Here is a 13,930-nt window from a genome sequence, read left to right as displayed (position 1 = left end):
TCAAATATTGCAGGAAAAAATATGGCTAAATTTTTAAATACCAGTGCAACCAATTTTTTCTTAGAAGAACTTATTAAAAACGCCAAAGAGCGTTTAATTTTAATCAGTCCTTATTTGCGGCTCAATGACCGTATCAAAGAATTACTAGAAGACAAAGACCGGTTAAAAATTGATGTTCGAATTGTTTATGGCAAAAGTGATTTACATCCTGAAGAAATTAAATGGATACAAAAATTAGATTATGTTCGTTTAAGTTTCTGCAAAAACCTGCATGCAAAGTGCTATCTCAATGAATCAGAATGTATTATTTCCAGTTTAAACCTCTATGAATTTAGCCAGGTCAATAACAATGAAATGGGCATTTCAGTTCGTAAGTATGAAGATGATGAAGTTTTCAAAGATGCGTACGAAGAAGCGCAACGCATTATTCGGATTAGTGAAGAAGTTCGCATTAGCTTAGATGAAGTTAGAATAGATAAGGTTGAAGTGCAAAATGAGCGCGAAATAGAACAAGAAAATGTAAAATTCAAGAAATTAACCACAGCAAAACTTGCTTCTAAATTTGGAATCAAGACTCCTGATTTGCTCGAACAGCTGGTGAATAAAGGCTATCTTAAACTTGAAAATGATAAGCACTTTTTAACGGATACGGGCAAAGCGATAGGCGGTGAATTTAGAACCGGACAATTTGGCATGTACTTCCTTTGGAATGAAAATACCGAGATTTAAAGAAAAACTTTAAGTTCCTTTTCCTTCCAGAAAAGGGAACTTGATAGCCAAAAGTATCAAGCCACTGCCTGATTCTGACAGGCTGACATGACATGCAATACTGCAGCCGTCCGTGTTTCTACATAGAGCTTTTCAAATACATGCTCAAGATGCTTGTTCACTGTACGTGGGCTGAGCTGTAAGATCTCGGCAATATCCCGGTTGGTCTTCCCCATCGTGACCCAATGCATGACTTCTGCTTCACGCGGCGTCAGATTCGGACAAGCCTGTGCGATTTCCTCTGCACTCGGCATTTGGGTTTGCTCTTTCAACTGTACCAAGACATGTTTAGAGATATGTCCTGCATACAGTTTGGTGAGCAGGTTGAGCTGTAACTGCTGATGGCCATGACCGTACTGACCATGCAGTAAATGTGCTTGATCGGGCTGCTTGAGCAAATCCTGTAACCAGTGATTTAAACTGGATTGAAAGTGTTGTACATCCACCTGATGGCTGTTCAGTAATTCACTGACAATGGGCGTTTGCCAGATAATTTCACCTTCCAGATTCAGCGATAGAATCGCGCTACCTGTTGCGTCCAGCATTTGCCGCTGCTGATGCATCAGACGCGCCTGCAATAAATGAGTTTTTACCCGCGCCCGAACTTCATCAATATTTAATGGCTTGGTTACGTAATCTACCCCACCTACCTGAAAGCCTTTAAGAATATGCTCGGTTTCAGTCAGACCCGTCATAAAAATCACCGGGATATGTTCAGTTACTGGACTGGCCTTAAGCTGGGTGCAGGTTTCGAAGCCATCCATTTCCGGCATACTGCCATCCAGCAAAATCATGTCGGGTTGAATGCGATGCGCAATTTCAATTGCATCAAATCCATTGGTCGCCACAAGTACCTGATAGCCAGCCTGATCCAGGCTCTCATGCAACAGGCATAGATTTTCAGGTATATCATCCACAATCAAAATACTTTCTAACATGCTCATTCCCCTCTACTTCAACACATCTGCATGCTCATGAAGTCGCTGAATTGCTTTTTTAAAATCAAATTGTTGTAAATCCCGTTCAATCTGATGCCATATATCGTTATATTGTTCAAAGTGCTGTCCGCACTCATGCAGCACATCCTTCGCACCCCGAATAAAACCAATACTTAAATGCTGTTCCAGCTGAATAACTGCCTCTGCCACATTTAACAATGGGATTGATTGGTGCACTTCTTTTTTGTTTTTAACCCCCACAGTGAGGGGCTGCTCTTCCTGATCAGAAGCTTGTTCTTGTTCTGGATTCTGCTCATGCTGATGAAGCCAGTTTAAGCCCAATTTATCACCAATTTTGTTCAATAATAAATTGAGATCGACCGGCTTTACTAAAAAGTCTTCGTTGAGAACATCGGTTTCCGGATTGATCATCCGCTCATTGGCATCTGCAGAAATAATAATAATCGGTACATTGGTAATTTTATTTTGGCGCAGCAATTTTGCTGTTTCCCAGCCGCCCAGTATAGGCATGCTCAAATCCATCAGAATCAGATCAGGATTAAATTCTGGAACCTGGCGCAAACAGGCTAAACCTGATTCTGCCTCTTCTAAAATAAAACCCAGTGGTTTCAGGAAATTTAAAACCAGACCACGGTCGGTTGCTTCATTATCAACAACCAGTATTTTACGGCGTTCTCCGGTATAACCGGTCACGGTATTAGAGGCAACGTCAGCAATCGGATGGATCAGGGATTTAGAAGGTAAATACAATTTTATTTTAAACACTGAACCCTGTTTTAACTGGCTGCTCAGGGTCAGCTCGCCTCCGAGAATATCAACCAGAAGTTTCACGATCGGTAGTCCTAAACCTGTACCGGCAAAACTGCCCTGTACTACATTTCGACCACGTTCAAAAGGTTGGAAGATCCGCTCAACATCCGATTCAGCAATACCACAACCCGTATCATGAATTTCAAAATAAGCGGTCTGAAAACGGTAATCGACCTTAAATTTCACTCCACCCTTGAGGGTAAATTTCAAGGCATTGCCCAGCAGATTAATCAGTACCTGCTCTAAGCGTTTCTTATCGATACGCACATATTGCGGAATTTTACTGCTGATCTCCACATCAAACTTCAGCTGTTTCTGAGCAAACTGTGGCTCGAACATATGCACAATCTGTTTAAGAAATTTTGGCAGGTCAATGTTGGAACTTTCCAATGAAATTTTGCCGGTTTCAATCCGTGCCAAATCGAGCAGACCATCAATCAGAGAAGTGAGATGCTGACCGCTACGGCTAATCACGCCAAGGGCAGACTCGCCCTGTTCAGACAGTTTTTCCTGTTTCTGCAGTAGCTGACTATAACCGAGAATACTGTTCAACGGTGTCCGTAACTCATGGCTGATGCCAATCACATAACGGCTTTTGGCTTCATTGGCCTTTTCTGCCTGAATGCGGGCATCCTGTAACTGGCGATCGGTAATTTTATGCGCTTCAATTTCATCCATCAGCAGTTGGGTCTGGGTATTGCTTTCCAATTGCGCCTGACGTCGACTTTCATCATTCAGTACTAGCCACCAGGCAGCCACACAAAGTAGCAGGAATAGTACTGCGTAGATTTTGATGAACAGCATCGTCAGTGCATCCTGCTGCTGTGACAGGGTACCCAAGCTGGCAGATTCCTGTAAATAAATCAGGCTCAGACTGACCGCCAGCACCACACTCAAGACAAAAATCAGCAGGATATACAGACTTAAGCGGGTATTAATATGTTGTACCCAGTATTTCGGCAGGAACCAAGCCGCAAAAATTCTTAGCTGTGAAGACCAGCGTGCATGCGGCTTACACAGATCATGACAACGTGCTTCAAGCGTGCAGCACAGAGAACAGATCTGGCTGCTATAGGCCGGACAACTGGCCATGTCGGCTGTCTCATAATCATGCTCACAGACTACACAAGTCTGGGTCTCGACCAGATTCAGTTCAGGCTTTTCTTGACGTGCCAGATAATATTTACCTTTGGTAAACCAAGCAATCAGCGGTACACATAACATTGCTGTACCGAGTGCGATAAAACCAGCCAGTGAGCGGGCAATATCTCCGAAAATCCCCCAATAGCACAACATGGATAAGACCGAGGCAATGATCAGGCTACCGACCCCAACTGGATTAATGTCATACAGATAGGCCCGTCTAAATTCGATACCTTTTGGACTCAGCCCTAGCGGTTTACAGACCACCAGATCCGCAACAAGGGCGCCGATCCAGGCAAGGGCTACATTGCTGTATAAGCCCAGTACACGCTCCACAGCATGGATTACCCCAAGCTCCATCAATAGCAAGGCAATAAAGATATTAAATACCAGCCAAACCACGCGCCCTGGATGGCTATGTGTTAGACGCGCAAAGAAATTAGACCAGGCCAATGAACCTGCATAGGCATTGGTGACATTAATCTTGATCTGGGCAACGCAGACAAATAGAACCGTCAGGAATAAAGCAATACCGGGATGATTGACTACCTGTTGATAGGCAATCCAGTACAGATAATTGGGGTTACTCAGTTCAGAATCGGAGACCAGATATTTCATTGCCAATGCCATCAATAGCATGCCCATGAATATCTTGATAAATCCACCCAGAATCCAGGCTGGTCCACCCAAAAAGACCGCCCAATTCCATTTACGCTGAATATGTTTTTTATCGGGTAAAAATCGCAGATAGTCCGCCTGTTCACCAATCTGGGTGATCAAAGCAAATAGTACTGTGCAGGATGCACCAAAAAAGGACAGATTAAACGCAGCACTCTGACTTTTTGCGCCCTCAATGAGTGCAAGATCGCTGATCAAATCAGGCTGCTTCACCAAGACAAAGCACCAGGGCAATAAAAGTAGAAATAACCACAGTGGTTGGGTGATTGCTTGCACCTTATTGATAAAGCCAATACCTTTTACCACCAATGGCAAAATCACCAGTGCTGAAATCAGATAGCCAATACTCAGGGGTATCCCTAAGCCTAGCTTCAATGCCAGCGCCATGATAGCGGCTTCAAAGGCGAGAAAGATAAAGGTGAAACTGGCATAAATGACCGAGGTAATGGAGGAGCCAATATAACCAAATCCGGCACCACGGGTCAGTAAATCAATATCGACATTATAACGGGCAGCATAATAACCAATCGGCCAACTGGTCAGGAAAATGATAATGGATACCACCACCAATGCCCAGAAAGCATTACTAAACCCGTATTGCCAGAGCATGGTCGCCCCAAGTGCCTCCATTGCCAGGAAACTAACGGCCGCAAGCGCCGTATTGGTCACTGTCCACAGTGACCATTTCCGGACGGATTTAGGCGCATAGCGAAGCGCATAGTCTTCGATGCTTTCATCAACCACCCAAGTATTGTATTTACGCCGGGTATGAATGACGCGCTGCGGTGCCTGACTGGTCTTGGCTGTTGGGTCCATACAGATTAAATAAAGCTAAATATCTGGTCTTAAAAGCAAAAACTATGCCCAGCCTATCAGTATCTAAAAATAATCCGGCTGCACGGTATATACGTAAAGTGACGTATATGCTCATTTTTTAACTCCCCTTAGGCTTAGTTGCATACCAAGCGCAAACCAATGATTAAGCGCATCAGCACATCTAATTCTATAGGGGAACCGACATGAGCTTGAAATCAAAAGTAAAGACATCTGGATTACTGGCAGGTTTACTTGCTGTTCCATTCCTGCTGGCTCCAGTATTAACAAATGCCAGCACCCCTGCAACGGCAAAGGTCAATACCACCAAACTTAAAGTAGATGACAAGTTTGTGTATGTGGGTCAGCTGCATTCGGCAACCGGTACCATGGCGATTTCTGAAACTGGCTCAATCCAGGCAGAGCGTCTGGCAATTGAACAGATTAATAAACAAGGCGGTGTTCTCGGTCGTCAGATCAAAATCATTCAGGAAGATGGGGCTTCTGACTGGCCAACCTTTGCAGAAAAAGCACGTAAGTTATCTGAAAAAGACCGCGTTGCTGCGATCTTCGGTTGCTGGACTTCAGCATCCCGTAAAGCTGTGCTTCCAATTATTGAACGTAATAATGCCCTGCTTTACTACCCGACATTCTATGAAGGTTTAGAGCAATCTAAAAACGTAATCTACACGGGTCAGGAAGCAACTCAACAGGTACTTGAAGCCCTGAACTGGCTGGCAAAAGAGAAAAAAGCCAAAACTTTCTATCTGATTGGTTCTGACTACATCTGGCCGCGCACCACCATGAAAATTGCCCGTACGCACATTGAAAAAGTGCTGAAAGGCAAAGTGGTGGGCGAAGAATACTATCCATTGGGTCACACACAATTCGGTTCACTCATTAACAAGACCAAATTGAAAAAACCTGATGCCATCTTCGCTGCGGTTGTCGGTGGTTCAAACGTATCCTTCTATAAACAAATGAAAGCTGCAGGCGTAACAGGCGACAAGCAAACACTGCTTACCCTTTCAGTGACTGAAGATGAGTTACTCGGTATTGGCGGTGAAAACATGAAGGGCTTCTACTCTTCAATGAAATACTTCCAAAGCCTGAACAACCCGAATAACCAGACTTTTGTTAAAGCATTTAAAGCAAAATACGGTCCTAAAGCCGTCGTTGGTGACGTGACTCAAGCTGCTTATCTTGGTCCATGGTTATGGAAAGCTGCAGTTGAAAAAGCAGGTAGCTTCGATGTTGCGAAAGTAACAGCGGCATCTAAAGGCTTAGAAATGAAACGAGCACCTGAAGGTTACGTGAAAATTGACCCGAACCACCATTTATGGAGCAAATCCCGTATTGCACAGGTCCTGCCAAATGGTCAGTTCAAGGTGGTTTATGAATCTAAAGGTCTAATCAAACCAAACCCATTCCCTAAAGGTTACTAAGTTAACAGCCACATGATCAGGGGAAGTCATTCTCCTGATCTTTTTATTCCACACAATTTTTTTAAAGCTTGGAGGATGATGCGATGGATATATCATTTGCAGAATTCGGTGCAATATTTGCCATGCAAGGCTTTAATGGTCTCTCTGTGTTCTGTGTGCTGTTACTGATGGCGCTCGGCCTTGCAATTATCTTTGGGCAAATGGGCGTAATTAACATGGCACATGGTGAGTTTCTGACCATTGGCGCATATACGACATTTTTCATTTCCACCTTAACTGAAAGCTTGTTTCCACAACTTTTACCGTATTACTTTCTCATTGCCATCATTGCAGCATTCCTCACAGCAGGCATTATCGGTTACATGGTGGAACGGCTCATGATCAGCCGGCTCTATCAACGGCCACTCGATACACTTCTTGCAACATGGGGTTTAAGCCTCATCATGCAACAACTTTTCCGTTCTATCTTTGGTCCTAAAGAAGTCAGTCCTACCCTACCAGATTGGTTAATGGGTTCATATCAACCGACTGAAGCCATCGATATTCCAATCAACGGCCTGTTCCTGGTCGGTGTCACCCTCTGTGTTACTGCATTTGTCTACTTCCTGATTTATCGTTCACGCTGGGGTTTACAACTGCGTGCAACCAACCAGAACCGCTTTATGAGTGGTGCGGTAGGGATCAACACCAAACGCGTTGACAGCTTAACCTTTGCTTTAGGGTGTGGTCTTGCAGGGATTGCCGGGGCAGCCTTCACCACCATCGGCTCTACTGGTCCAACAGCAGGTTCGCTGTATATCGTCGATACCTTCCTGGTGGTGGTATTCGGTGGTGCTGCAAGCTTACTCGGTACTGTGGCATCGGCCTTTAGTATTGCTCAAGCACAGTCTGTTCTGGAGTTCTTCCTGTCCGGTTCTGTAGCCAAAGTCCTGACACTCGCGACGGTGATCATCATCCTGATGCTACGTCCTCAGGGTCTCTTCTCAATCAAAGTACGTAAATAGGATTCAGGAGAGATATTATGAAAAATTTTGCAAATGCATTTTTAGGTGGCAAAGAAGGCGCGATTGGTCTGGTGATTCTAGCTGTACTGATCCTGCTGGTGATGCCGATGTTCCTGGATATTTTCCGTCTGAACCTGATGGGTAAATATCTGACTTTTGCTTTCGTCGCAATTGGTCTCGTACTGTGCTGGGGGCACGGTGGTATTTTAAGTTTAGGTCAAGGGATTTTCTTTGGCATTGGCGGCTACTGTATGGCCATGTTCCTGAAACTTGAAGCTTCGGACATGCAATCTACAGCAGCACAAACCACACCAGGTATTCCAGACTTTATGGACTGGAACCAGATCACCAGCTTGCCAGGCTTCTGGGAACCCTTCCATAGTTTCGGCTTTACCCTGTTCGCCATCATCATCATTCCAATCTTGCTTGCCTTTATCATTGGTTTCGCGATGTTTACCCGTCGTGTCGGTGATGTGTACTTCTCGATTATCATGCAAGCGGTTGTGGCGATCCTGACCATCTTGATTATTGGTCAACAAGGTTTCACTGGCGGTATTAACGGTATCACCGACTTAAAAACACTGCATGGCTGGGATATCCGTACCGACGAAGCCAAGTATGTTCTGTACTACATCAATGCCTTGCTGCTCATTGCAGTGATCATGATCAGCCGTTTTGTCCTCAGTTCTAAACTCGGACGTCTACTTTCTGCGATGCGTGACAAAGAAGAACGTGTGCGTTTCTCTGGTTATGACGTGGCAATGTACAAAGTATTCATTTTCTGTTTCGCTGCTGTGGTGTCATCTATTGGTGGTGCGATGTTTACCCTGCAAGTCGGCTTCATGTCACCAACGATTATCGGCATTGTGCCTTCGATTGAAATGGTCATTCTGGCTGCGGTTGGTGGTCGTCTGTCGCTGATCGGTGCTGTGTATGGTGCAATTCTGGTGAATCTTGGCAAAACTTACTTCTCTGAAGCCTTCCCTGAAGTATGGTTGTACTTCCTCGGTGCATTGTTCATCGGTGTTGTCATGTTCTTACCGAATGGCTTAGCAGGTCTGTATGAAAAATATGTACGTCCATTGTTCCTGAAAAAGAAACCTATCGACAGCACTTTGCCACCGCCAAGTACTGATCCGGATAAAACTATCGATCCAATTGTGGAAGGAGGTGTCAAATGAATAAAGTCGGCGTAGAAATGAATAAACCGATTCTGGTCATTGAAGATCTCACCGTGTCCTTCGATGGATTCAAGGCAGTCAGTGATCTCAACTTCTATCTGGATAGAAATGAAGTACATGTGGTGATTGGTCCCAATGGGGCCGGCAAAACCACAGTGCTGGATTTGATCTGTGGCAAGACCAAAGCAACTTCAGGCACCATCAAGTTTAATGATATTGAACTGACCAAACTGAAAGAGTTCGACATTGTCCGTAAAGGGGTTGGGCGTAAATTCCAGAACCCGAATATTTATGAAAACCTGTCGGTCTATGACAACCTGGAAATGTCCTTCCCGCGTGGCCGTAACGTATTTGGTGCGCTATTTTTCAGACGGACTAAAGATGTTGATGACCGTATTCGTGAAGTTGCTGGCAAGATTTTCCTGACTGATCTTCTGGATACCTCAGCTGGTCTGCTCTCTCATGGCCAGAAGCAGTGGCTGGAAATTGGCATGTTACTCATGCAAGATCCAGAGCTCCTCATGCTCGATGAACCAGTCGCAGGGATGAGTGTCTCGGAGCGTGAGCAGACGGCACAACTGTTGCGGGAGATTAGCAAAGGACGTTCTGTGCTGGTGATTGAACATGACATGGAATTCGTCAAAACCATTGCGGACAAAGTCACGGTACTGCATCAGGGCAAAATTCTGGCAGCAGGCAAAATGGACGATGTGCAAAATGATCCAAAAGTGATTGAAGTTTATCTGGGACACTAAGGAGGCCACTATGAGCGGATTATTAGAAATTAATTCTTTGTGTTCAGGATATAAACAAAGTCAGGTGATTCACGACCTGGAACTGAAAATCCAACCGAAGGAAATCGTAGCGATCATGGGCCGTAACGGCATGGGTAAAACCACCCTGTTCAAAACCCTGATTGGAGATATTAAAAATAGCAAAGGTGAAATCAAGCTGGATGGCAAGAATCTGGAAAAACTGGATCCTTACCAGCGCGTAGAAAATGGTGTGGCTTATGTTCCTCAAGGCCGGATGATTTTCTCCACCATGTCGGTGCTGGAAAATATCCAGACCGGTTTACCGGCTTCTGCGCACGGCAAAGTACCGGATGACCTGTATGAACTGTTTCCTGTACTTTGGGATATGCGCAAACGTAAAGGTGGAAACTTATCGGGTGGACAACAGCAGCAATTAGCAATTGCCCGTGCCTTAGCGACTAATCCGAAGGTACTTCTGCTGGATGAACCAACGGAAGGGATTCAACCCTCTATCATCAAGGATATTGCCAGAACTCTGAAAGAAATCCGTGACCAGCGTGATCTGACCATTGTGGTTTCCGAGCAGGTGCTGAGTTTTACCATCGCGATGGCCGATCGCTTCCTGGTGATCGACAAAGGTCGTTTTGCCTACGAAGATGTCCGTGAAAATGTCGATGAGACCACTATCAGTAAATATCTCTCTGTTTAATATTCCCGGTTTAATCTGGCTATAATTTTTCCACATCCCCCGATTCGTCGGGGGATTTTTAATTTCTACTTCACTTAATTAATTGGTATCTGGTTTTATTATTTTATTTGATTATTCACATTTAAAAATTTCTTCCCGTCTACGCATCCATATACGCAATTCAACGTATTTTGCTGTAACGCATTTCACGCGACACTCGAATCATAAAGTTGAATCAATAAAAGAGTTGGAGAAATTTGAATGCGTCACGGTGATATCTCAAGCAGCCCAGATACAGTAGGGGTAGCAGTTGTAAACTACAAAATTCCTCGTTTGCACACCAAAGCGGAAGTTCTTGAGAACGCAAAAAAAATTGCTGAGATGTTGAAAGGAATCAAACAGGGTATTCCAGGTATGGACCTGATTGTTTTTCCTGAATACAGCACCATGGGCATTATGTACGACCATGACGAGATGATGGCAACTGCTGCCACCATTCCAGGCGATGAAACCGCGATTTTCTCGCAAGCCTGTATTGAAGCCAACGTCTGGGGCGTGTTCTCGATTACCGGTGAACAACATGAGGAACATCCAAACAAGGTGCCTTATAACACCTTGATCCTGATCAATAATAAAGGTGAAATCGTTCAGAAATACCGCAAGATTATTCCATGGTGCCCAATTGAAGGCTGGTGCCCAGGTGATACCACTTATGTGACCGAAGGACCGAAGGGCATCAAGATGTCACTGATCATCTGTGATGACGGTAACTATCCAGAAATCTGGCGTGACTGTGCCATGAAAGGCGCTGAACTGGTCGTGCGTTGCCAAGGCTATATGTACCCGGCTGCAGATCAGCAGATCAACATGGCGAAATGCATGGCATGGGCAAATAACGTTTACGTTGCTGTTGCCAACTGTACCGGTTTTGATGGGGTCTACACCTACTTCGGTCACTCTGCAGTAGTCGGCTTCGACGGCCGTACCCTGGGTGAATGTGGTACGGAAGAAAACGGCATCCAATACGCACAATTGTCACTGCATGAAATTCGTGATGCACGTAAATACGACCAGTCACAAAACCATTTATTTAAATTGCTGCACCGCGGCTATACCGGTGTCTATAACAACGGTGACGGCGATAAAGGCGTTGCGGACTGTCCATTCGACTTCTACAAGACCTGGGTTCTGGATGCTCAAAAAGCGCAAGAGAACGTGGAAAAAATTACCCGCTCTACCATCGGTGTTGCGGAATGCCCAATCGGCAATCTGCCACATGAAGGCTTAGAAAAAGAAGCATCTTAAGTTTGGTCTGAGAGGAGGTATTCGATATGACATTTGCCAGTGACCGCATCAGTGCCAATCAGGAAACCCTGGCGAAACAGCGTTATGAGATGCAGAGCAAAGAACGTATTGCACGTACCTCTCGCTTTAGCTTCGATCCTGAAAAAGTCATGCAGCATGTCCGTGGTCATATTATCGGGCAGCGCGCTGCCCTGGATGAAATCGAAAACATGCTCATAACCGTCAAGGCAGATTTTAATGCCCCTACCCGGCCACTGGCAGTCACATTAATGCTCGGGCCGACGGGTGTTGGGAAAACCGAAACGGTTCGGCTGATTGCGGAAGCGATTCATGGCAAGCCCGATGCATTCTGCCGGATCGACATGAACACACTGGCACAGGAACATTATGCTGCAGCACTGACAGGTGCCCCTCCGGGCTATGTCGGCTCCAAGGAAGGCAATACTCTGTTTGATGAAGCCCATATTCAAGGCAGTTTTTCCAAGCCAGGTATTGTGCTGTTTGATGAAATTGAAAAAGCCAGTACCGAAGTCATTCGTGGTCTATTGAATGTTCTGGAAACCGGAACATTAAAGCTGACCGCAGGGACCAAAGTATTGGATTTTCAAAACTGCATGATCTTTATGACCAGTAACATCGGTGCCAAAAATGCTCAGGCACGTTTAAGACAGCTGGCCAAGCTTCCAAAACCGATCCAGAAACTGGCTCGACTGGCAAAACTGGATGATAGCCAGATTACCGAACGTGCACTGTACAAGAAGTTCGATCCAGAGTTTCTGAATCGTATTGAACGTATTCTGCATTATGAAGCGGTAGAAGCTGATTTTGCGCCAACACTGGTCAGTCTGGAAATCCAGAAACTGAATCAGCGACTCCGCAAGCAGAGCCGTACGGTTGAACTTACAGCAGCTGCAACTCAGTTTCTGTCTACCGGACACGATGTCCGTTTCGGAGCACGAGGCTTGAGTCGCCATTTTCGGGTTCTAGTCGAGCCGCAACTTGCCAGATTTTTTATTCAGCATCCAGAAGCCGGTCAGATCATCATCGATTATGACGGTAAAACGATCCAGGTTCAGTCAGTTCCTGTTGAAAGCGTGATCGAAGATCTGCTGTTCATCATGGATGACACGGGCAATAACATCAAAAACTAGCTTTATTCGACCTCAACACAGGGGATAAACCATGCAACATATTAAAATTAAACCGGGGGTTCCGCTGGCAGAACAGGCGGAAATTGGACATAACCGCTGGCATCCGGATTTGCCATTTCTGACTTCGGTAAAACCAGGTGAAGAAATCCTGATTGAAAGTCTGGATTTCCTGGATGCACAGATTAAAGATACTGATGACATTTCTGATGTCAAAAATGTCGACCTTACCCGTGCCCATCCATTGACCGGACCTTTCTATGTAGAAGGCGCTGAGCCAGGTGACTTGCTGGTAATCGACCTGCTCGACATCCAGCCAATTTCAGATGTCGGTTTCTCGGGCGTATTTGCCAAGGAAAATGGCGGCGGCTTCCTGGCTGACTATTTCCCTGAGGCTGACAAAGCCATCTGGGATCTGAAAGGCTTATTTGCGACTTCACGTCATATTCCGGGCGTGCGTATTGCCGGCTTAAAACACCCAGGCTTGATGGGAACCTTACCCTCACATGACCTGCTAAAAGAATGGAACCGTCGCGAGGCACTACTGGTGCCTAAAGGCCAGGCTAACCCGCCTGATCCGCGTACTGCCGTTCTACGTGGCGTAACAGGTGCCGAATTCGACCGTATGGCGGCTGAAGCTGCACGTACTGTTCCACCGCGTGAACATGGTGGAAATACGGACATTAAAGACCTGGCAGCAGGTAGCCGTATCTATTTCCCTGTTTACCAGAAAGGTGCTGGCTTCTCGATGGGCGATCTGCACTTCTCACAAGGGGATGGTGAAATTGGCTTCTGTGGCGCGATCGAGATGGACGGTGTTACCCGTGTCGGCTTCGACCTGATCAAGGGCGGTATGGAAAAATACAATATCGATTCTCCAATCTTCGTGCCAAGTAATGTCCGTCCGGCTTATGACCAGTGGCTGACCTTTGAAGGCATCAGCGTTGAAGATGGCGTTAACTATTATCTGGATGCCACTGTAGCGTATCGTCAGGCATGCTTAAAAGCGATCAAATACCTTGAGAATTTTGGTTTTACCGGCTCACAGGCATACATGTTACTGACTGCCGCACCAGTTGAAGGCCGTATCGGCGGTATCGTGGATATTCCAAACTGTGCCTGTACCGTATCTCTGCCAACTTCAATCTTCGAACAGAACATCCTGCCTCAGGGTGCACTGAACGATGACAAGTTCTGGGGGCATAAACGCTAGGTTTTACGATTTATTGCTGT

11 protein-coding genes are annotated in these 13,930 nt (G+C 45.5%); 9 read left to right on the top strand and 2 right to left on the bottom strand.

The annotated features are described in order from the left end of the window. Positions 1-21 precede the first annotated feature (21 nt). Positions 22-729 (top strand): phospholipase D family protein, encoded by a 708-nt coding sequence (locus AY607_RS11460; protein ID WP_064095093.1) that lies wholly within the window; start codon positions 22-24, stop codon positions 727-729. Between the two features lie 56 nt (positions 730-785). On the opposite strand, the gene AY607_RS11455 is transcribed toward AY607_RS11460, so the two are convergent. Next, entirely contained in the window at positions 786-1,706 is a 921-nt protein-coding gene (locus AY607_RS11455) for a response regulator transcription factor (protein ID WP_064095094.1), read from the bottom strand. Positions 1,707-1,718: 12 nt separating this feature from the next. Then, positions 1,719-5,174 (bottom strand): ATP-binding protein, encoded by a 3,456-nt coding sequence (locus AY607_RS11450; RefSeq protein ID WP_064102592.1) that lies wholly within the window; start codon positions 5,172-5,174, stop codon positions 1,719-1,721. Positions 5,175-5,377: 203 nt separating this feature from the next. Between AY607_RS11450 and urtA the strand changes: the two genes are divergently transcribed. The 8 genes from urtA to fmdA all read left to right on the top strand — a co-directional run bounded on the left by urtA (position 5,378) and on the right by fmdA (position 13,910). After that, on the top strand, positions 5,378-6,616 hold the full coding sequence (gene urtA, locus AY607_RS11445; protein WP_064095096.1) for an urea ABC transporter substrate-binding protein: 1,239 nt from the start codon (positions 5,378-5,380) through the stop codon (positions 6,614-6,616). Between the two features lie 83 nt (positions 6,617-6,699). Beyond that, positions 6,700-7,620 (top strand): urea ABC transporter permease subunit UrtB, encoded by a 921-nt coding sequence (urtB, locus tag AY607_RS11440; RefSeq protein ID WP_064095097.1) that lies wholly within the window; start codon positions 6,700-6,702, stop codon positions 7,618-7,620. Between the two features lie 17 nt (positions 7,621-7,637). Beyond that, positions 7,638-8,801 carry an urea ABC transporter permease subunit UrtC gene (gene urtC, locus AY607_RS11435; RefSeq protein WP_064095098.1) on the top strand — a complete coding sequence of 388 codons (1,164 nt, stop codon included), beginning with the start codon at positions 7,638-7,640 and terminating at the stop codon, positions 8,799-8,801. After that, on the top strand, positions 8,798-9,556 hold the full coding sequence (gene urtD, locus AY607_RS11430; protein WP_064095099.1) for an urea ABC transporter ATP-binding protein UrtD: 759 nt from the start codon (positions 8,798-8,800) through the stop codon (positions 9,554-9,556). Before urtC ends, urtD begins: the two co-directional genes overlap by 4 nt. A 10-nt stretch (positions 9,557-9,566) precedes the next feature. Beyond that, positions 9,567-10,265 (top strand): urea ABC transporter ATP-binding subunit UrtE, encoded by a 699-nt coding sequence (urtE, locus tag AY607_RS11425; protein WP_064095100.1) that lies wholly within the window; start codon positions 9,567-9,569, stop codon positions 10,263-10,265. Positions 10,266-10,505: 240 nt separating this feature from the next. Beyond that, on the top strand, positions 10,506-11,549 hold the full coding sequence (locus tag AY607_RS11420) for an aliphatic amidase (RefSeq protein ID WP_004813842.1): 1,044 nt from the start codon (positions 10,506-10,508) through the stop codon (positions 11,547-11,549). A 26-nt stretch (positions 11,550-11,575) separates the two neighbouring features. Beyond that, positions 11,576-12,700, top strand: a complete 1,125-nt coding sequence (locus AY607_RS11415) for an AAA family ATPase (RefSeq protein ID WP_064095101.1) — start codon at positions 11,576-11,578, stop codon at positions 12,698-12,700. 31 nt (positions 12,701-12,731) lie between these two features. After that, positions 12,732-13,910: a formamidase gene (gene fmdA, locus AY607_RS11410; RefSeq protein WP_064095102.1), complete on the top strand. Its 1,179-nt coding sequence runs from the start codon at positions 12,732-12,734 to the stop codon at positions 13,908-13,910. The last annotated feature ends 20 nt before the right edge of the window (positions 13,911-13,930 follow it).

The organism is Acinetobacter sp. SFA (genome assembly GCF_001647535.1).
Classification (GTDB): domain Bacteria; phylum Pseudomonadota; class Gammaproteobacteria; order Pseudomonadales; family Moraxellaceae; genus Acinetobacter; species Acinetobacter pecorum.
Note: the sequence above shows the minus strand (reverse complement) of the source record. Positions and strands in the feature narration are given on the sequence as shown.

Excerpts from the sequence above, each read along its gene's own strand:
- urtC (WP_064095098.1), top strand. The coding sequence starts at position 7,638 with ATGAAAAATTTTGCAAATGCATTTTTAGGTGGCAAAGAAGGCGCGATT.
- urtD (WP_064095099.1), top strand. The coding sequence starts at position 8,798 with ATGAATAAAGTCGGCGTAGAAATGAATAAACCGATTCTGGTCATTGAA.
- urtE (WP_064095100.1), top strand. The coding sequence starts at position 9,567 with ATGAGCGGATTATTAGAAATTAATTCTTTGTGTTCAGGATATAAACAA.
- urtA (WP_064095096.1), top strand. The coding sequence starts at position 5,378 with ATGAGCTTGAAATCAAAAGTAAAGACATCTGGATTACTGGCAGGTTTA.
- urtB (WP_064095097.1), top strand. The coding sequence starts at position 6,700 with ATGGATATATCATTTGCAGAATTCGGTGCAATATTTGCCATGCAAGGC.
- AY607_RS11415 (WP_064095101.1), top strand. The coding sequence starts at position 11,576 with ATGACATTTGCCAGTGACCGCATCAGTGCCAATCAGGAAACCCTGGCG.
- AY607_RS11460 (WP_064095093.1), top strand. The coding sequence starts at position 22 with ATGGCTAAATTTTTAAATACCAGTGCAACCAATTTTTTCTTAGAAGAA.
- AY607_RS11450 (WP_064102592.1), bottom strand. The coding sequence starts at position 5,174 with ATGGACCCAACAGCCAAGACCAGTCAGGCACCGCAGCGCGTCATTCAT.
- AY607_RS11420 (WP_004813842.1), top strand. The coding sequence starts at position 10,506 with ATGCGTCACGGTGATATCTCAAGCAGCCCAGATACAGTAGGGGTAGCA.
- fmdA (WP_064095102.1), top strand. The coding sequence starts at position 12,732 with ATGCAACATATTAAAATTAAACCGGGGGTTCCGCTGGCAGAACAGGCG.
- AY607_RS11455 (WP_064095094.1), bottom strand. The coding sequence starts at position 1,706 with ATGTTAGAAAGTATTTTGATTGTGGATGATATACCTGAAAATCTATGC.